This is a genomic window from Paenibacillus sp. FSL R10-2734, assembly GCF_037963865.1.
Classification (GTDB): domain Bacteria; phylum Bacillota; class Bacilli; order Paenibacillales; family Paenibacillaceae; genus Paenibacillus_AQ.
On record NZ_CP150170.1, the window covers coordinates 1,986,260 to 2,006,566 of the forward strand.

Genomic DNA, 20,307 nt, shown 5'->3' on the forward strand with positions numbered 1-20,307 from the left:
GATGTTTAAATTTAATGATGAAAAAGGGCAATTGAAATGTTCTTTTTGCGGCAAATCACAAGAGCAGGTTCGGAAGCTTGTAGCAGGACCGGGCGTTTATATATGTGACGAATGTATCGAGCTTTGCACGGAAATCGTGGAAGAAGAGCTCGGTCATGAGGAAGAGCTTGATCTGAAGGATATTCCAAAACCAAAGGAAATCCGCGATATTTTGGATCAATATGTAATCGGTCAAGAGCAAGCGAAGAAATCGCTGTCTGTTGCGGTTTACAATCACTATAAACGTGTGAACAGCCAAAGTAAGATCGAAGATGTTGAACTGACGAAGAGTAATATTCTTTTGCTCGGTCCAACAGGTTCGGGTAAAACTTTGCTCGCACAGACTATGGCGAAGATTATCAATGTTCCTTTTGCTATTGCAGATGCTACTTCCCTAACGGAAGCTGGTTATGTTGGCGAGGATGTTGAGAACATTCTGCTTAAGCTGATTCAAGCGGCAGATTATGATGTGGAGAAAGCCGAACGCGGCATTATCTATATTGATGAGATTGATAAAGTGGCACGTAAATCCGAGAACCCGTCCATTACTCGTGACGTATCCGGTGAAGGTGTCCAGCAGGCGCTTCTGAAGATTTTGGAAGGAACAGTTGCTTCTGTACCTCCACAAGGTGGACGTAAGCATCCGCATCAAGAGTTTATTCAAATCGACACGACGAACATCTTGTTCATCGTGGGCGGTGCCTTTGACGGTCTGGAGCAAATGATTAAACGCCGTATTGGTAAAAAAGTCATTGGCTTCAACGCAGCTGTTGAAGGACAAAAGGATCTCAAGCCTGGCGAATATTTGTCGATGGTATTGCCTGAAGACTTGCTCAAATTCGGACTAATCCCTGAATTTGTAGGCCGTCTACCGGTCATCTCGACTTTGGAGCCGCTTGATGAGAATACGCTTGTGCGTATCCTTTCTGAGCCTAAGAATGCTCTTACCAAACAATATATCAAGCTGCTGGAAATGGATAACGTAGCGCTGAAGTTCGAACCGTTGGCACTTGAAGCAATTGCCAAGGAAGCGATCAAACGCAATACGGGAGCCCGTGGACTGCGCGCGATTATTGAGAGCATCATGCTTGATGTGATGTATGAAGTTCCTTCACGCGATGATATTAAAGATTGTGTGATCACGGAGCAGGTCGTTCAAGAGAAGGCTTTGCCTGAATTGAACCTCAAGAAAGACAAGAAGAAAGAGGAAAGCGCGTAAGTCGCTTACCTTAACAATACATGTCACTGTCTCCACCTTTCTTCCGCTTATCCCGCTTCACTAGCGGGAGCGAAGGGGTGGAGCTTTGGCGTTATGGGGGAGAAAAATCATGTTCTTGAGACACCAAACCCGTCCTGTCAACGTTGGCGGGCTCATTATTGGGGGAAACAACGAGGTTGCGATTCAAAGCATGTGTACAACCAAAACCGCTGATGTGGAAGCTACTGTTGCTGAAATATTACGGCTTGAGGAAGCAGGCTGCCAACTGGTACGCGTAACTGTCAACAATGAAGAAGCAGCCGCCGCGATCAAGGAGATCAAGAAGCAGATTCATATCCCACTCGTAGCGGATATTCATTTTAACTATAAGCTAGCGCTGATGGCAATTGAGAATGGCATCGATAAAGTACGGATTAATCCGGGGAATATCGGTCGTCGGGAGAAGGTAGAAGCGGTAGTAAAAGCGTGTAAAGAAAAAGGAATCCCAATTCGAATTGGTGTAAACGCCGGTTCATTGGAGAATCATCTCTTGGAGAAATACGGATACCCGACTCCAGAAGCTATGGTAGAAAGTGCGCTATACCATATTGGTATTCTGGAAGAGCTGGATTTCCACGATATTATCGTATCGCTAAAAGCATCCGATGTGCCTATGGCCATCGAAGCTTACCGTCAGGCCGCGGAAGTCATTCCTTATCCGCTGCACTTGGGAATTACAGAATCCGGCACATTGTTTGCCGGTACAGTAAAGAGCTCCGCAGGTATCGGTGCACTGCTCTCTATGGGCATCGGTAGCACTCTGCGTATTTCGCTTAGCGCTGATCCAGTGGAAGAAGTTAAGGTGGCTCGTGAGCTGCTTAAGACCTTTGGGCTGATCTCTAATGCGGCTACGCTAATCTCCTGTCCGACCTGTGGGCGACTCGATATCGATCTTTTCTCCATTGCTAACGAGGTGGAAGAATACATTTCGAAGCTTAAGGTGCCTATTAAAGTATCCGTGCTCGGCTGCGCCGTTAACGGTCCTGGTGAGGCACGTGAAGCGGATATTGGTATCGCTGGTGCCCGTGGGGAAGGTTTGTTGTTCCGTTACGGCCAAATGATCCGTAAAGTGCCTGAAGCGGAGCTGGTGAACGAGCTGAAGAAGGAAATCGATGCGATTGTAGTGGCGTTCGAGGAGACTGGTGAAATTCCAGGCCGCGCACACGCTAACCTTGCGCCTCCGGTGCAATCGAAGTAACTGGTATTTTAGAATTTATGATTCGTTAATAATATGTGGCGAAGAACGCCCTGTTACGCCCCGGTATATCCGGCGGTGGAAACGGGGCGTTTTTTTTGTGTGAAATTAATGATTAAGGGGGAACATCGAATGAACTATGAACAAGCCCATGAAGCATTTATTGAGCAGCATTTAGCAAGCAGGACAGGTGAGAGGCGGGGGAGGCTGGAGAGAGGTCATCGCCATGCCGAAGAATTGTTTTTGCAGAATGTATGGTGGCCGCTTCGTGGGGATTTCAATGATCTACATCCGGAGTATGAGGTGCTGGATTGGCGCGGACGGTCTTATTTCGCGGATTATGCTTTTTTGCCGGGGCCTATCAAGCTTTTGTTCGAGATTAAAGGATATGCTGCACATGTAAGAGACATGGATAGGCTGAAGTATTGTAATGAGCTAAACCGTGAGACGTTTCTGTATGGAATGGGCTACCAAGTCATTTCATTTGCCTATGATGATGTGGAACAGCGACCCGAATTATGTATCACGTTGCTACGATTGGCTTTAAGTCGCTACCAGATTGTAAGTGCACCGCATGGTAGACTACAACTTGCCGAGAAGGAAATCATGCGTTTAGTGGTTCGCCAAGCGGGAACAGTCCGTCCTAAAGATGTAGCAGATTATTTTAATTTGGACCCCAAAACGGTACGTGTGATGCTGACGAAATTGTGTGAGAAGGGCTGGCTGACTGCTGTGCGAAGGGGGATTGGGATCAAAAATGTTGAGTATAAGCTGGCACGTGATGTTCTTTATTACTGGGATTGAGCTGATAAGTGGTGAGGTAAGGGAATCGGTAAGAAATCGGTATGGAGCGCGGTAAGGAATGTGCTGAAAAGGTGGTAAGGAGTGAGATAGGAGCTTGGTAAGGTGCTTGGTTTGGAACGTGATATAGGGATGTGATAAGGAGTGTGGTGAAGTGCGTGATAAGTAACGTGGTATGGAGAGTAAGCAAGAAGGTGCGCTGTGTTAGCGTGGGCTAGAGCAATTAAAGTAATTAGGGAAAACCTCCCTGAAATAACCCTAAAATTGCTCCAAATCGAGCTTATTAGGGAAAACCTCCCTAATTAATAGGCAATTTCCCCTGTTTATAGCGTATTCAGCAAATAATCAGGGAGGTTTTCCGCAATTGTTAGTTTGGAGTTCGTAAACAACGCATAATCAGGGAGAATTTCCCTAATTATCAGCAGCGTGGGGAGCAATATGAAGTGAGGTATGGAGTGCGGGTGAAGTGTGTTATAAAGCGCGGAAGGAGCAGGTTAGGAGATGGTATGGAACAAATTATGGAATGAGGTACGGAGTGCGGGTGAAGTGTGTTATAAAGCGCGGAAGGAGCAGGTTAGGAGATGGTATGGAACAAATTATGAAGTGAGGTACGGAGTGCGGGTAAAGTGTGTTGAGAGCGCGGAAGGAGCAGGTTAGGAGATGGTATGGAACAAATTATGAAGTGAGGTATGGAGTGCGGGAGAAGTGTGTTATAAAGCGCGGAAGGAGCAGGTTAGGAGATGGTATGGAACACATTATGGTATGAGGTATGGAGTGCGGAGAAAGTGTGTTGAGAGCGCCGATGTAGCACGGTATGCTGCAGCAATAAGTAATTAGGGAAAATCTCCCTGAAATAACCCTAAAATTGCTCCAAATCGAGCTTTTTAAGGAAAACCTCCCTAATTAATGGGCGATTTCCCCTGTTTATAGCGCAATCAGCATATAATCAGGGAGGTTTTCCGCAATTGTTAGTTTGGAGTTCGTAAACAGCATATAATCAGGGGGGATTTCCCTAATTATCAGCTACTTGGCGTGCTTTGGGGCGTTGGCGAGCTTGGACAGCTTGATCAGCTCGGCGAGCACGGGAACCAGCTTAAGCTTGTTTGATCGATGACTCAATTCAACAAATCCTCAATTGTGCGTTTACTAATTACCGAAACGGCTATACTACCTAATAGTAGCCAAAGGTGGAAAGGTAGACTGAACGAAACAGGAGGATGACCTATGGAATTAAGTATAGTTGTGATGATCGTGCAGCTCTTTTTCGCGCTGGTTATCGGCGTATACTTTTGGAATCTGCTGCGGGGTCAGAAGACAAACAAGACGGCGGTAGAACGAGAGTCGCGCAAGGAACTGGATAAACTACGGAAAATGCGAATGATTTCACTGACCAAACCATTGTCGGAGAAAACTAGGCCGGCTTCTATCGGAGATATTGTCGGACAAAAAGACGGGCTGCGCGCCCTGAAGGCCGCACTATGCAGCGCTAATCCGCAGCATGTGATTATTTATGGTCCGCCAGGAGTAGGCAAAACTGCCGCAGCGCGTGTAGTCATGGAAGAGGCGAAGCGAAATGTGCTATCCCCTTTTAAAAGCGACGCAAAATTCACAGAGATCGATGCCACCACCGCTCGTTTCGATGAGCGCGGCATTGCCGACCCGTTAATCGGTTCGGTGCATGATCCTATCTATCAGGGCGCTGGAGCCATGGGCGTGGCAGGTGTGCCGCAGCCGAAGCCTGGAGCTGTGACGAAGGCGCATGGCGGGATTCTTTTTCTGGATGAGATAGGAGAGCTTCACCCCATTCAAATGAATAAGCTGCTTAAGGTGCTGGAGGATCGAAAGGTACTGTTAGAGAGCGCATATTATAATTCGGAGGACAATAATACTCCGGCTTATATTCATGATATTTTTCAAAATGGTTTGCCTGCTGATTTCCGGTTAGTTGGCGCTACTACACGCTCCCCGGATGAGATCTCTCCTGCGCTGCGTTCGCGCTGTATGGAGATTTATTTCCGTCCGCTTCTGCCAGATGAGATCGCCGTCATCGCGCGTGACGCGATACAGAAGATCGGACTGAAGCCAAGCCCGGATGCAGTCACTGTTGTGCAGCAATATGCAACAAATGGCCGGGAGGCAGTTAATATGATTCAGCTTGCTGCTGGATTAGCGCTAACCGAGCAGAGAGATGCGCTAATTGCTGCTGATGTGGAGTGGGTAGCAGGAAGTAGCCAGCTTCCGCTCCGTACAGAGCGCAAGATTCCTTCGGCACCGCAGATTGGATTAGTTAACGGACTTGCAGTGTATGGACCGGGAATGGGTACCTTGCTGGAGATCGAAGTATCCGCAGCGCCTGCGCAGAACGGTCAGGGTAGATTGAACGTAACCGGAGTGGTAGATGAGGAAGAAATCGGTGGAGGCTCCCGGACAATTCGGAGAAAGAGCATGGCCAAGGGCTCGGTTGAGAACGTATTGACCGTACTTCGCACCATGAATCTGGAGCCGGACCGTTATGATCTGCATGTGAATTTTCCGGGTGGCACACCTATTGATGGACCTTCGGCAGGGGTAGCGATGGCAGTTGCTATCGTGTCCGCCATTCGAGGACTTCCCGTGGATAATACAGTAGCGATCACAGGTGAGATAGGCATACATGGGCGTGTGAAGCCTGTTGGTGGTGTAATTGCGAAGGTGGAGGCTGCTTTTCAAGCTGGAGCTACTACAGTGCTTATTCCAAAAGAAAACTGGCAGTCACTATTCGCTGACCTCGCCCCACTACGCGTCATTCCTATGGAAACGGTGGAAGAAGTATTCCGTCATCTGTTTGGTGCCGATACAGCAGATGTAAGGCTTCCTGCAGTAGCTGGAGAGCTATTCTCAGCAGCTCCTTCACTCCTGAAGGCCGACGCTGCTAGCGAGTCTGCAAAGGGCTGAGCTTAGATATGAATGAGGCTGAACACAAATTTTAAAGTGTAAACCGGGATTTACCGTTGTGAAAAAAAGGGAGCTGCAGGCGTATCTGCTGCTTCCTTTTTTAAAATATTGATTCACTCTTTACATAATCCTTAAATTTCTACGAGAGGCGTTGTCGCCTTTTAAGGATAATAAGGTTGTTTCTTCTTAAATTGCAAGTACTTTGTTGGTGTTTTGGGGCTGCTTTTGTTAGAATGAATTCATATGAGATTAATTGAGAGCCATGGGAGGTGCGAAAGCGATGATGACAAATAAAACAAAAGGTCGTCGTTTTCCTTTATTACCGCTAAGAGGTCTTCTTGTGTACCCAAGCATGGTTCTTCACTTGGATGTGGGCCGTGAGAAGTCAGTTCGGGCACTAGAAAAAGCTATGGTTGAAGATAATTTAATTCTTCTTTGTTCCCAGTCGGAAGTGAATATTGAAGAACCTGGTCAGGACGATATTTTTCGGGTCGGCACCGTCGCAAATGTACGGCAAATGCTGAAGCTGCCAAACGGTACGATTCGTGTACTGGTTGAGGGTGTAGAAAGAGCCGAAATTATTAATTATATCGATAATGATGAGTATTATGAGGTCATGGCGCGCGAGCTACCAGAAGAGGAAGATGGCGATCAAGAGTGTGACGCGCTGATGCGTACAGTACTTAATCAGTTCGAACACTATATAACGTTATCCAAAAAAGTGACACCAGAGACACTGGCTGCTGTATCCGATATTGAGGAGCCTGGTCGTCTTGCAGATGTGATTACGAGTCATTTATCGCTAAAAATTAAGGATAAGCAAGAAATTCTAGAGACGATTGATGTTAGTAAACGGCTAGAGAAGCTTCTTGATATTCTTAATAATGAGCGTGAAGTGCTGGAGCTTGAACGTAAGATCAATCAACGTGTGAAGAAGCAGATGGAGAAGACGCAGAAGGAATATTATTTGCGCGAGCAAATGAAAGCGATCCAGAAAGAACTCGGCGAGAAGGAAGGTCGAGTGGGAGAAGCAGAAGAGCTGCGGACTTTAATGGAAGAGAAGAATCTGCCGGAACGCGTGAAAGAGAAGATGGAGAAGGAAATCGATCGTCTGGAAAAAATGCCAGTGAGCTCAGCGGAAGGTGGCGTAATTCGCAATTATGTGGATTGGCTGCTGGGTCTTCCTTGGAATGAACAGACAGAAGATGATCTCGACATCAAGAAGGCGGAGCAAGTTCTGGATGAGGACCACTATGGTTTGGAAAAACCAAAAGAGCGGGTTTTGGAATATTTAGCCGTTCAGCAGCTGGTTAAGAAGCTAAAAGGTCCGATTCTATGTCTTGTAGGGCCTCCAGGTGTGGGGAAAACCTCCCTGGCGCGTTCCATCGCCCGTTCACTCAATCGTAAGTTCGTTCGCATTTCGCTTGGCGGTGTGCGTGATGAAGCAGAGATCCGTGGTCATCGCCGGACTTATGTGGGAGCGATGCCAGGTCGAATCATCCAAGGGATGAAGACGGCTGGTACGATTAATCCGGTTATCCTGTTAGATGAAATTGATAAAATGGCTGCAGATTTCCGGGGAGATCCATCCTCAGCATTGCTTGAGGTGCTTGATCCAGAACAGAACAATACATTCAGTGACCATTTCGTGGAGCTTCCGTTCGACTTGTCGAATGTAATGTTCGTAACGACGGCGAATGTAGTGCATAACATTCCGCGGCCGCTTCTCGACCGGATGGAAATGCTGTTCATTCCGGGATACACGGAACTGGAGAAGCTGCAGATTGGTAGTCGTTATCTTTTGCCGAAGCAGAAGAAGAACCATGGTCTTACAGAAGAGCAACTGATCATCGAAGATGACAGTTTATTGCGTATCGTGCGCGAATATACTCGTGAATCCGGTGTGCGTAATTTGGAACAGCAGATTGCAGCGTTATGCCGCAAGGCCGCGAAACAGATTGTGTCCAAGGAAAAAGAAAGTGTAGTTATACTGCCGGATGACATCAAGGATTACCTAGGTGCATCGAAATACCGTTACGGTATGGCGGAGCTTGAAGACCAGATCGGTACGGTCACTGGACTGGCTTGGACTGAGGTTGGTGGCGATACGCTGCTAATCGAAGTTACTGTTGTGCAAGGAACAGGTAAGCTAACCCTTACTGGACAACTGGGCGATGTAATGAAGGAGTCAGCGCAGGCTGCTTTTAGTTATACTCGTTCGAAGGCGGAGGAGCTGGGGCTCCAGCCTGATTTTTATGAGAAGATTGATATTCATATCCACATTCCTGAAGGCGCGATTCCGAAGGATGGTCCGTCTGCAGGGATTACAATTGCTACCGCTTTGATCTCCGCGCTCACGAAGCGTTATGTTTCGAAGGATGTGGCCATGACCGGTGAGATCACCCTGCGTGGACGTGTATTGCCGATCGGTGGACTGAAAGAGAAATCTCTAGCCGCACACCGGGCCGGATATAAGAAGATCCTTCTTCCCAAAGACAATGAACGTGATCTGAAAGAAATTCCAGAGAGTGTGCGTAATGATGTGGAGTTCATACCGGTATCTAATATGGATCAGGTATTGCATCATGCGTTAGTTGAATATCATAATGAAATTAGCAGTGAGCCACCGAGTAGTGTGCATTAGAAAGGAAGTCCTATGAAAGTTAATATTGCCGAATTTATAATCAGTGCCGTTGGCCCTGATCAATACCCTGATGATGCTTTGCCAGAGGTTGCTCTGGCAGGGCGCTCCAATGTAGGGAAGTCATCCCTCATTAACCGAATGATTAACCGCAAGAATCTGGCTCGGACAAGCTCCACCCCAGGTAAGACACAGCATATGAACTATTACCGTATCAATGAAGACAGCATGTATTTTGTTGACTTTCCAGGTTACGGATATGCAAAAGTGTCGAAGACGCAACGTGCAACATGGGGCAAAATGGTGGAGAAATATCTCTCTGAGCGTGATACGTTGAAGCTTGTTCTGCTCATCGTGGACCTACGTCATCCGCCTACCAGTAACGATAAGATGATGTTCGACTGGTTGAAGCATTATGATCTTCCTATGTGTGTAGTAGCGACTAAGGCAGATAAGATTCCAAAGACTCGTTGGCAAAAGCATATCAAGATCATGAAGCAGGAGCTTGGTGTGCTGCCAGGAGATAATTTCATCCCATTTTCTTCGGAGATTGGTTTAGGCAAAGATGAGCTTTGGGGATTAATCGATGGGTATGTTTTCTCTTCGAATAATGAAACTCCAGATGCTGAGGATGCTGAAATAGCCGCAAATGAACCTCAGTCAGAGGAATCTACTGAAGCTTAGGACAAGAACTCATTTACAATCAAGCAACCATTCCATTTGGGAATGGTTGTATTTTTTTGTCGATAAAACTAAATTTTCTATGGGAAGGGACCGATAGATACATTATGAAAGATATCCATTGCCACATCTTACCCTTTATGGATGACGGAGCCTCTGATTGGGAATCTGCCCTCACCATGGCGCAAGACGCCTATAGGGACGGGATCACTTCCGTCATTGCCACACCACATCACGCCAACGGCCAATATATGAATAACGCCACTAGTATAAGAGAAGCTGTGGAGCTGATGAATGAGAAGCTTCGTCAGCAAGGCAATCCACTGCTTGTCCTTCCAGGTCAGGAAATCAGAGTTTACGGTGATTTACTGGATGATCTGGAGCGGGGGCAACTGCTAAGTCTTGCAGATTCGCGGTATATTTTACTAGAAATGCCTTCATCACGAATCCCACGCAACATGGAAGAAATCTGTCACGAGTTGATCATTCAAGGCTTCGTTCCGGTCATCGCCCATCCGGAGCGTAATGCTGAAGTGGCTGCTGATCCATCTAAATTAGAAAGATTGATAGAGCTGGGATCACTGGGTCAGGTAACCGCACAAAGTCTTGCAGGCGTCTTCGGGAATAAGCTTCAGAAGCTATCACTGGAGTTATGTCGTAGAAATGCAGTACATGTGTTGGCCTCTGATGCGCATGACAGTGTTCATCGCCCTTTTGGACTAAACGCTGCTTATGTGGTTTTAGAGAAAGAACTAGGTCCTGAGATGCGCGACTATATTCGCGGTAATTCTCAGCAAATTGTGGCAAATGGTGAGGTTATTCATGGTAATCACGTACAAAAAAGGAGGAATCGACACAAACTGTTTGGTTTTTTTTCCCGCTAGGGCTGACTAATCTACCTAATAGTGGTAGAATGGGTTTTATTGGGTGAATCGATGCTATACATAATGGTGTAGGCATAAGGCGAAAAGTAGGACTATAGTAGCACAGGAATTTAATACATAAGAAGAGGTGGATATTTAGTGACTTTGAAAAAGAAACTAGTAGTATCGACATTAGCAGTTAGCATGGCAGCGGTTGCTGTAGCAGGACTTCCGCTTAGCAGTAAAGGATTTGCCAATCAGTTGGGGATCGTTGGAACAGCATCCGCTGCGACTAGCGTGGATTTTGCAAGCTTGAAGGAGCGTGTAGTGAAGCTTTATAGCACGCTTACTGATGCTGATAAGCAGACACTTCGTGAATTCCGTTCTGAGCTTCAAGGTCTTACACGTGAACAACTGGAAGAGGATTTCGCACCTGTTCTGGCTCAGCTTAAACTCAGCGATGCAGATACAGCTACTTTGTCTGAATTATATAAAGAAGTAGTATCGTCTATTTATGCTCCGGATTTATCTGCAGTTACGAATATTTTGAATTCCGATAATTATCAGGCTTACCAAGAATTATTGAAGAAGATCGGTGTGAAAGCCGGTATTACTGATCTTTCGGTTGAAGAAGTTTACAGCTTCGTCTTTGGTTCAAACGGTGTTGAACAGAAGCTGATCAACTTACTAAAAGGAAAATCAGAATCGGAACTGAGTGACCTTATACTTCATCCTAACAGTGAATTAGCGAATCAAGTGAAGACTATTGTTCTGGATAGCACAATTGGTACAGCTAACTATTCTTTGAGAGCGTCGCTTGCAAAGCTTGGAATTACTAAAGATATGATCGTAGTAACCAAGAATAAGCTTGAAGATAGACTTCCTAAAGGAAAAGCAGCTGCGTTAGTTTTAGCGAAATCTTACTATTACGCTTATCTGAAACCATCTACACCTACTAAACCAACTGATCCTAGCACTTCTGGAAATTCCAACTCCGGTTCAGATTTCACAACAAAACCACTAACTGTGGATCAGAAGCTGGAAGCTGCTGCTACTTATGATGTATCTAAGTTGGTACAAGTAGTAGATGGCAAAGCAACTGTGAAATTGGTAGACACCGATACAATCAATGCCTTGGCTAATCTTGCTGCTGCAGCTAAAGCTGCCGGTAAGGAAGGTACTTCCCTTACGCTGACATTGAACCTCGGTACGATCACAGCGCCTAATGTTGAAGTTCCGTTGTCCAAAGCTATTGTTGAAGCAGCTAAGACCAATGGCATTGCGAATATCGCAGTTACATTTAATGGTGTAACCGTAACGATTCCTGTGAGTCAGTTCAGCACAGCTATTGCGTTGACCGTAACCACTGCTAAACCAGAAGTTGTAACCTCCGTTACAAAATTAAAATTGGCTTCGGATGTTTATGAGTTCGGACTCAGTGTAGATGGTGTTGCGACTAGCACATTCAAACAACCAATTATCATTAAACTACCAATTAAGAATACTGATGGTTTAGATAAAGAATTGCTGTCCGTAGCGAAGCTTGTATACGGCAGTCTGCAATTCCAAGGTGGAGTGCTTAACGGAGAGTTCATCGTAGAACCACGTGATACTTTCTCTTCGTATGCAGTGCTAGAAAATAAAGTAACCTTTACGGATATTGCTAGTGTTCAAGCTTGGGCTGGCAAACAAATTCAAGTCGTGGCTGCAAAAGGCGCGATTGAAGGTGTAGGCGAAGGCAAATTCGCACCGAAGAGCAATGTAACTCGTGCTGAGTTCGCTAAGATGCTGATTCGTGCGCTTAACCTGGAGAACAATTCTGCTGTACAAAGCTTTAGCGATGTAAGCTCGACTGCTTGGTATGCACCTTATGTAGCAGTTGCAGCAGAAAAAGGAATCATTACTGGCCGCAGTGCCGCTGAGTTTGATCCTAACGCAACCATCACTCGTGCAGAGATGGCGACGATGATCTCCCGCGCAGTGAAATCTATCAATCCAGCAGCAATAACAAATGCAACAGCAATTAGCCAATTCTCCGATGCTGCTAAGATCAGTGCATCTTTGAGAGACGGCGTAGCATTCGCAGCAGACCATAACCTGGTTATCGGAAATGCTGGTAAGTTCAATCCGAACGATACAGCTACTCGGGCTGAAGCTGCAGTAATCATCTACCGTACCATTAACTTCAAGTAAATAAACCTATAGTATACAGCCTCCTCTCATGTAGGTGAGAGGAGGCGCTTTTTTGCAAAAAGGGAAGTGCAGGAATATAGTATCGAAATATTTCAGAAATAGCTTGGAGGTAATTTCACTTGTCATCACAGGAATTGGATCTTCGCGATTATTTTCAGATCGTCAGGAAGAGACTATGGCTGATTGTTAGCATAGTTGTTTTGGTGTGCGGTGCTGCTGGTGTGTACAGTCTGTATATTAAGAATCCGGTGTATGAAGCATCGACGAAGATTATCGTCAACCAGACACCGACTCAGTCTGCAGCAGCGCAGCTTGATTTAAATCAGATTAATACTAATATTCAATTGATTAATACGTATAAGGAAATTATTAAGACGCCAGCCATCCTTGATATCGTTACAAAGGATTATCCGCAGTTCAATATTACTGCTGAAGAGCTGTTGAAGAAGGTTAATGTGAGCTCCGTCAATAACACGCAGGTGATGACACTTGTCGTTCGAGATAACTCGTATCAACGAGCCGCTGAAATCGTGAATGCCATTTCACTTGTATTCAAGGATGAGATTCCTAGTCTATTTAACGTGGAGAACGTATCGATTCTGAATGAGGCCAAAGTGAATCCAACTGTCGAGCCAGGACCCGTAGAACCGAATGTCTTAATGAACATGGCTATAGCTTTCATCGTTTCCTTGATGATTGGCTTAGGGATTGCTTTCCTGCTGGAATACATGGACGATACGCTGAAGACAGAAGCCGATATTGAGAAATATCTTGGTCTGCCAACGATAGCTATGATTACAAGATTGGGTTCGGAAGAAAACAAACAAGGCGCAACACAGGCACAGACGCAAACATCCAGAAAGGCGGGCGAACTCGAACATGTCACAGTTGCCAAATAAACAACGTCATCTGATTACCGTTACGAACCCCCGCTCCCCTGTCTCTGAAGCTTTTCGCGCGCTACGCACAAATATTGATTTTTCCTCTGTGGATGAGACTATTCAAGTAATCATGGTAACTTCGTCCGGACCGGAGGAAGGTAAATCTACAGTATCTGCTAACTTAGCGGCGGCTTACGCACAAGCTGATAAGAAAGTATTGTTGATTGACGCGGATTTGCGGAAGCCCACAGCTCACAAGACCTTTTCGCTTAGTAACCGCTTCGGGTTATCTTCGCTGCTGTCTCAGCAGGCTGTTCTTGAGGACACTGTCCAAGACTCTGGCGTTCCCAATCTTTCAATTATGACCTCTGGACCGATCCCGCCAAACCCTGCGGAAATGATGGCTTCTAATCGGATGAGTACTCTCCTGCAGGACTTGCGTCAGCGTTACGATGTTATTCTTGTCGATACTCCACCGTTATTAGCGGTTACAGATGCGCAGATTATGGCTTCCAAGAGTGATGGTGTCATTATGGTCGTCAGTTATGGCAAAGTAAAACGCGATATTGCAGTGAAAGCTAAAGCGAACCTCGATCGTGTAGGTGCTAAGATGCTTGGCGTAGTTCTCAATAATGTGAAACGTAAAGCCAGCGAAGGTTACTACTACTACTACTATGGAAATTGACTTGTTCTTTAACAATAATGTTATTTTTGGAGGCACTGAAAATGACAGCGAAATCTAGAGTGGTCCTTTTATTCTTCATTGACCTTGCGATCATCTGGTTCAGTATTGTGACATCCTATTTGTTTCGGTTCTCTAGCCAACCACTTGAGAATTATCTTGTTCAAATGCTGCAATTTGGTCTGATCGCAACGTTTACCTTTGGAGGAAGCCTAATTTATTTCGGCCTATACCGAAGAATGTGGCAGTATGCCAGCATCGGAGAGATCATTTCCGTTTCAAAAGCGATTGTAGTAGGGGCATTACTTTCATTTGTAGCGGCGTATTTTATTTTGCCAGAACGGGTCCCCTTTGCAATAGAAGTTCGGACCATGGAGACTGTTCTATTGTTAGTCGGTGGGGTTCGATTCCTGTGGAGAGTGCTCCATAATGACCGAATCAATTCTAAAGAAACTAAGACCCAAACACTAATTGTTGGTGCAGGCGATTGCGGAATTTTGATTGCTAGGGAACTGATGGGACCGTCTTTTGCTCATACCAAGCTAGTGGGTTTCATTGATGATAGTGTCAATAAATATCATATGTCTATACTGGGTGTGCCAGTGTTAGGTAATCGTTACGCTATTCCTGCTATTGTGAAAGATCGGGGAATTCATGAGATTATTATCGCTATGCCTTCTGTTTCACGCACAGAGATTTCTGAAATTATTAATCTTGCGAAGAAGACAGGGGCCAAGCTTAAGATTATACCGGCACTTAATGATCTGATTGCTGGGAAAATATCGGTGAAGAAGCTTCGGGATGTCAGTGTAGAAGATTTATTAGGACGCGAACCGAACGTAGCTGACCTGAACAGTATTTTAGGTTATGTACATCATAAGACTGTGTTAGTTACGGGAGCTGGAGGCTCTATTGGTTCAGAGCTATGCCGGCAGATTGCTCCATTTGGTCCGGACAAGCTAATGCTGCTTGGACACGGCGAGAATAGCATTTATACGATTGAGATGGAGCTTCGCAAGAAATTTCCTGATCTAAATATTGTTACCGTAATCGCGGATGTACAGGATCGCAGTCGGATGATGGACGTATTCAGTAGCCATAATCCACATGTAGTCTTTCATGCGGCAGCACATAAACACGTTCCATTGATGGAACGAAACCCTTCGGAAGCCATTAAGAATAATGTCTTCGGTACAAGGAATGTTGCGGATTGTGCAGATAAATATGGTGCGGAGAGATTTGTAATGATCTCTTCGGATAAAGCGGTTAACCCAACGAGTGTAATGGGTGCAACTAAGCGGATTGCTGAAATGTATGTGCAGAGTCTGCATACCACAAGTAGAACAAAATTCTCAGCCGTGCGTTTTGGGAATGTGCTTGGCAGTCGTGGAAGTGTAATCCCGGCCTTTAAAGAACAGATTGCTGCTGGTGGACCAGTCACTGTTACTCATCCAGAAATGGTCCGTTATTTTATGACGATTCCAGAAGCAGTTCAGCTTGTAATCCAGTCAGGTTCTTTTGCCAAAGGTGGAGAAGTGTTCATTCTGGATATGGGAGAACCGGTTAAAATTCTAACCTTGGCTGAAGATTTGATTACCCTCTCTGGTTATGAGCCTTATAAGGATATAGATATCAAGTTCTCCGGTATTCGTGAGGGCGAGAAGTTATATGAAGAGCTGTTGACGGATGAAGAAAATTTGGGTTCTACAGATCATGGAAGAATCTTTATCGGTAGACCTAATGTGATAAGTCTGAATCAGCTAGAACTGGAATTTAAACGCTTGGAACGTGTATTGGCTGAAGAACCTGAGGTTATACGCGAAGTAATCGATCAGATTGTACCGATGCAGCCCGTTGCCCAAGTTGCTATTAGCTAATTCATACATAAAGGGGGATACAAAAATGTTCAACAAACGATGGAAAAAGATCCTTTTATGGACGCTGTCAATCATTGTAGTTCTCGGTGTTGGTGGTTTATTCGCTGCTAATTATGCTGTCGATAAGCTGATGAATTCAATGGCAGATGGCTTCGATCTGGAGTCTGATAGTAATGTTAGCGGAGGTCAAGATCAAGGAACTGTGCCGAATGATAAATCCGATGATGGTAATGTCGATCCTGTAGAATCTGCAGCACCTACTACTCCACCAACAGATGATGAGGGAACTGGAAAAGATGCAACAGCTTCTACTACTAGTGAACCTACGAAAGCTCCATCAACAGATTCGAAAGATGCATCTTCAGATGGCTATACGGCACAGGTTTCAACAGATAAAGCTAAAGAAATTCAAGAGAATGTGACTATCAAAGACAAGACAAATGTAGCTTCTATTGTGCTCGGCCAACTAAGTGTATCTGATATTAATCGCTTAAAAGATTTGGCTAAAGGTGGCTTAACCATTGATGAGAAGCGTGAAGCGCGAAGCATCATCCTTGGTAAAGTTTCAGAAGAACAATACAATGAGCTGTCACAGGTTGCTAAGAAGTATGGCGTGAGTCAAGGGAAAACACATGATCAAATTCTTAAAGAAGAAGAACAATTACAAGCGAAAGAAAAGGGAAGTGAATAAGTATGTCTAAAGCAACAATACCAGCAGTAGCAATGCTACTAGTAGCATCCATCGGTTTGGCACCATTAACGGCATCTGCACCTATATCTGCTTCTGCAGCAACCGTAAATAGCACAACCAATAAGGCGGCAACAGCTACAGTCAAAGTACAAAGCATGAATGTGAAGATGATTTTTGACGGTGTGAGTATACAGCCTCCTGCTGGCCAGTACGTGTTCATGTACAACAATACAACGTATGTTCCATTGCGGTTCATGTCATATGCCTTGCAGAAGAGTGTGAGTTGGGATGCTAAGAACGTTAAAGTTACCGTAGCAGAGCCGAGCCGCTCAGAGCTTGTTGTGATTAAAGAGTACTTGATGAATGCAACAAATGGAAACAGTTCTACAGCTGTAGCAAAGAACATCGCCCTGAATCAAGTTAAGGCTAGCTATGTATTTAACGGTTCTACCAAGGCACTACCTGCGGGCCAATCCAGCTTTATCCTGAATGGATCTTTATATGTGCCTCTACGATTTTTATCGGAATCTGTAGGTCATAACATTAGCTGGGATCAGAAGACGAAGACCATTACTGCTGCTTCAAAGGCTTATCAAGAACAACAAGCCGCCACTAAGGACCCAGCAGCAGTAGCGACACCAGCACCAACGGATACAACTGGTGCTGCGGGGAATGGAAAAGTATCTTATGAAACCATTACTAGTGAAACAGAAGCCAAGCTTGTTGCGCTTAAAAATCAAAGCGAATCGACTTTAATGAGCATTGCGTTAGAGTATCTCGGAGCAAAAGATGAGGCAAGTAAGAAAAGCATTAAGGCTAAAGGGATACAACAGCTATCCTCGTTTAGTGCCAGCTTCAATAGTATAGTAGCTGATACTGAACAAAAACTGAACAGTAACGGATATAGTACGGCAATCATTAGTCAATATAGAAGTGAATTTGAATCACAGCTTAAGTTGGGTAAAGAGATAGCAGAGGGAATGGCGAATTAATATTCGCTGTTTCTTCATTAATACATATGTAGAGGTTGAGGAATGGATGAAGCCTTACTTTGTTGTGAAAAAAGTAATTGATTGGGTCATTGCATTTTTATTAATTTTTTTAGCTTCTCCTATCATGTTAGTAGCAACAATAGCTATTAAAATAGGTTCTAAAGGACCGATTCTATTTCGTCAAAAGCGACCTGGTAAGAATGGAAAGATATTTACCGTATACAAGTTCAGAACAATGTCATTAGAGATTGATCAAGATGGAAATCTCTTACCTGATTTATTGAGAATGACTCGACTTGGTTCCTTTTTAAGGAAATGTAGTATAGATGAATTACCTCAATTATTCAACATTTTAAAAGGGGATATGAGTTTTATTGGTCCTCGTCCTTTGTTAGTACAGTATCTTGAACATTACACTCCAGAACAAAATCGCAGGCATGAAGCTGTTCCCGGTATTTCAGGCTGGGCACAGGTGAATGGCAGGAATACCATTAGTTGGGAAGAGAAATTCCGTTATGACGTTTGGTATGTCGATCATATCAGCTTCAGCTTGGATGCTAAGATTGTATTTAAAACTATAAAGAACGTACTTGTAAGAGAAGGAATAAATAACTCTCAGAATGATACAATGCCGATGTTCTCTGGAAGTACTCTAGATGTCTAGGTAGAAAGAGTGAAAGCAGGTGAATGTGGTTTGTCGAAGTTATTGATTTTGGGAGCAGGTGGGCATGGTAAAGTTGTTGCTGATGCGGCGTTGAGTACTGGCAATTGGGAAGAAGTAGCCTTCTTAGATAATAATAGTGAGCTTACTAACGTATTAGGAAAGCCTGTTTTGGGTGGATTTGAAAGTTATATGGATCATAGAGAAGTTTACTCAGAAGCGTTTGTAGCCATAGGAAATAATGTAACAAGAATGATTTGGCTGGATAGACTTGAACGTGCAGGCTATGAAATTCCGAATATCATTCATCCTTCTAGTACTATCAGCAGATTCAGTCAGATAGAAAGAGGCAGTGTTATTATGGCTGGAGTAGTGGTAAATGCAAGTGCTAGAGTTGGCAAAGGTTGTATTCTAAATACTTCATCTACTATCGACCATGATTGTACTTTAGAAAATGGGGTGCACATCTCACCCGGTGTTAATTTGTGTGGAACTGTTCATGTAAAAAGCTGTAGTTGGCTGGGTGTAGGTTCTAAAGTCTTAAATAATGTAACTATCGGATTTAACGTAATCGTAGCTGCTGGAACGATAGTAATTAAGAATATTCCGGATAATGTAATGGTGGCAGGAGTACCTGCGAAAATAAAGAAAAACTTGGAGATGAAAAGCGATGTCGGAAAGGATTTTTTTATCACCGCCTCACATGAGTGGAAACGAAATGAAGTACATACAAGAAGCGTTTGATAGTAACTGGATAGCTCCCCTGGGGACAAATGTAGATAAATTTGAAGAAGAATTATGCGAATATGTGGGTGTAGAACATGGACTAGCTTTATCCTCTGGTACGGCAGGGATTCATTTGGCACTGAAGTATTTTGGGGTTGGTCCAGGAGATTACGTGTTTTGTTCTGACCTAACATTTGCAGGAAGCTGCAATCCTATTTTATATCAATATGCTAATCCAGTATTTATTGACTCTGAACCGGAAACTTGGAATATGTCTCCGATAGCTTTAGAGAAAGCATTTGAGTGGGCTAAAAAAGAAAATAAAATGCCTAAGGCAGTTATTATAGTAGATTTATATGGACAAAGCGCCGATTATGATTCTCTCCTCCCGATTTGTGAACATTATGGGGTTCCGGTTATAGAAGATGCAGCTGAAGCGCTAGGTGCAACTTATAAAGGAAAGAAATGTGGATCTTTTGGGCATATTGGCATTTTCTCTTTTAATGGTAACAAGATTATTACCACATCAGGTGGTGGAATGGTCGTTTCCAATGATGAAGAAGCTATTAAGAAAATGAGGTTTTGGGCTACTCAATCGAAAGAAACTTCAAGACATTATGAACATAAAGAGGTTGGCTATAATTACAGAATGTCCAATATCTGTGCTGGAATCGGGCGAGGACAGTTAGAGGCATTAGACTCCTTTATTCAAAAACGTAGAACAATTAATAATTTATATAGAGAATCTTTGAGCGATCTTCCGTTGTCATTTATGCCAATATCCAATAATGGAAATCCTAACCACTGGCTATCAGTTTTAAATCTTTCATCCAGCGAAGTTGTTACTCCAGAAGATATCATAGTGCTCCTTGAGAAGGCTAATATTGAATCTCGTCCTGTATGGAAACCTATGCATTTACAGCCTCTCTATAAAGAATTTAGTGTCTTTTCACATGATGATAATATTTCTGTTGGCTTGTTTCAATCAGGAATTTGCCTTCCTTCAGGAAGCTCAATGAGTATAAATCAGATTGGTAGTATCATCAAGCTAATAAAAAATGTATTAGTTTCTTGAATTATGAAGTGCTACGTCGTTTCTCGTGAATTAAAATAAAAAATTAAGAATGAATTAAGTTAAAACTTGCAGATGCGGATTATCAGATAACACTGATAATAATTTGACGAATGGATG

At 44.1% G+C, this 20,307-nt stretch carries 16 protein-coding genes; all 16 read left to right on the plus strand.

Features of this window, described 5'->3' with window-relative positions:
• The first annotated feature begins 1 nt into the window (after window position 1).
• The 16 genes from clpX to NSS67_RS08820 all read left to right on the plus strand — a co-directional run bounded on the left by clpX (window position 2) and on the right by NSS67_RS08820 (window position 20,190).
• Window positions 2-1,258 (plus strand): ATP-dependent protease ATP-binding subunit ClpX, encoded by a 1,257-nt coding sequence (gene clpX / locus NSS67_RS08745; protein ID WP_042130648.1) that lies wholly within the window; start codon window positions 2-4, stop codon window positions 1,256-1,258.
• A 109-nt stretch (window positions 1,259-1,367) separates the two neighbouring features.
• The gene (ispG, locus tag NSS67_RS08750; RefSeq protein ID WP_339319189.1) at window positions 1,368-2,495 is read left to right on the plus strand and encodes a flavodoxin-dependent (E)-4-hydroxy-3-methylbut-2-enyl-diphosphate synthase; all 1,128 of its coding nucleotides are present in this window, start codon (window positions 1,368-1,370) and stop codon (window positions 2,493-2,495) included.
• 129 nt (window positions 2,496-2,624) lie between these two features.
• Window positions 2,625-3,296: a BlaI/MecI/CopY family transcriptional regulator gene (locus NSS67_RS08755; RefSeq protein WP_339319190.1), complete on the plus strand. Its 672-nt coding sequence runs from the start codon at window positions 2,625-2,627 to the stop codon at window positions 3,294-3,296.
• A 1,221-nt stretch (window positions 3,297-4,517) separates the two neighbouring features.
• Window positions 4,518-6,227, plus strand: a complete 1,710-nt coding sequence (gene lonB, locus NSS67_RS08760) for an ATP-dependent protease LonB (RefSeq protein WP_339319191.1) — start codon at window positions 4,518-4,520, stop codon at window positions 6,225-6,227.
• 280 nt (window positions 6,228-6,507) lie between these two features.
• On the plus strand, window positions 6,508-8,871 hold the full coding sequence (lon, locus tag NSS67_RS08765; RefSeq protein WP_339319192.1) for an endopeptidase La: 2,364 nt from the start codon (window positions 6,508-6,510) through the stop codon (window positions 8,869-8,871).
• 12 nt (window positions 8,872-8,883) lie between these two features.
• Complete coding sequence (gene yihA / locus NSS67_RS08770; RefSeq protein ID WP_339319193.1) at window positions 8,884-9,552, plus strand: ribosome biogenesis GTP-binding protein YihA/YsxC; 669 nt, start codon at window positions 8,884-8,886, stop codon at window positions 9,550-9,552.
• Between the two features lie 104 nt (window positions 9,553-9,656).
• Window positions 9,657-10,433, plus strand: a complete 777-nt coding sequence (locus tag NSS67_RS08775) for a CpsB/CapC family capsule biosynthesis tyrosine phosphatase (RefSeq protein WP_339319194.1) — start codon at window positions 9,657-9,659, stop codon at window positions 10,431-10,433.
• A 138-nt stretch (window positions 10,434-10,571) separates the two neighbouring features.
• Window positions 10,572-12,605: an S-layer homology domain-containing protein gene (locus NSS67_RS08780; RefSeq protein ID WP_339319195.1), complete on the plus strand. Its 2,034-nt coding sequence runs from the start codon at window positions 10,572-10,574 to the stop codon at window positions 12,603-12,605.
• Between the two features lie 119 nt (window positions 12,606-12,724).
• Entirely contained in the window at window positions 12,725-13,504 is a 780-nt protein-coding gene (locus NSS67_RS08785) for a Wzz/FepE/Etk N-terminal domain-containing protein (RefSeq protein ID WP_339319196.1), read from the plus strand.
• Window positions 13,485-14,171 (plus strand): CpsD/CapB family tyrosine-protein kinase, encoded by a 687-nt coding sequence (locus NSS67_RS08790; protein WP_339319197.1) that lies wholly within the window; start codon window positions 13,485-13,487, stop codon window positions 14,169-14,171. The genes NSS67_RS08785 and NSS67_RS08790 overlap by 20 nt, the downstream gene beginning before the upstream one ends.
• A 41-nt stretch (window positions 14,172-14,212) precedes the next feature.
• Window positions 14,213-16,045: a nucleoside-diphosphate sugar epimerase/dehydratase gene (locus NSS67_RS08795; protein ID WP_339319198.1), complete on the plus strand. Its 1,833-nt coding sequence runs from the start codon at window positions 14,213-14,215 to the stop codon at window positions 16,043-16,045.
• A 25-nt stretch (window positions 16,046-16,070) separates the two neighbouring features.
• Window positions 16,071-16,736, plus strand: a complete 666-nt coding sequence (locus NSS67_RS08800; RefSeq protein ID WP_339319199.1) for a hypothetical protein — start codon at window positions 16,071-16,073, stop codon at window positions 16,734-16,736.
• A 2-nt stretch (window positions 16,737-16,738) separates the two neighbouring features.
• Window positions 16,739-17,728 (plus strand): stalk domain-containing protein, encoded by a 990-nt coding sequence (locus tag NSS67_RS08805; protein WP_339319200.1) that lies wholly within the window; start codon window positions 16,739-16,741, stop codon window positions 17,726-17,728.
• Between the two features lie 64 nt (window positions 17,729-17,792).
• The gene (locus tag NSS67_RS08810; RefSeq protein WP_339319201.1) at window positions 17,793-18,392 is read left to right on the plus strand and encodes a sugar transferase; all 600 of its coding nucleotides are present in this window, start codon (window positions 17,793-17,795) and stop codon (window positions 18,390-18,392) included.
• A gap of 9 nt (window positions 18,393-18,401) precedes the next feature.
• A complete protein-coding gene (locus NSS67_RS08815) occupies window positions 18,402-19,133 on the plus strand; it encodes an acetyltransferase (RefSeq protein ID WP_339319202.1) in 732 nt (243 codons plus the stop codon).
• Window positions 19,060-20,190, plus strand: coding sequence for a DegT/DnrJ/EryC1/StrS family aminotransferase (locus NSS67_RS08820; RefSeq protein ID WP_339319203.1), 1,131 nt, complete (start codon window positions 19,060-19,062; stop codon window positions 20,188-20,190). Before NSS67_RS08815 ends, NSS67_RS08820 begins: the two co-directional genes overlap by 74 nt.
• Window positions 20,191-20,307: the final 117 nt, after the last annotated feature.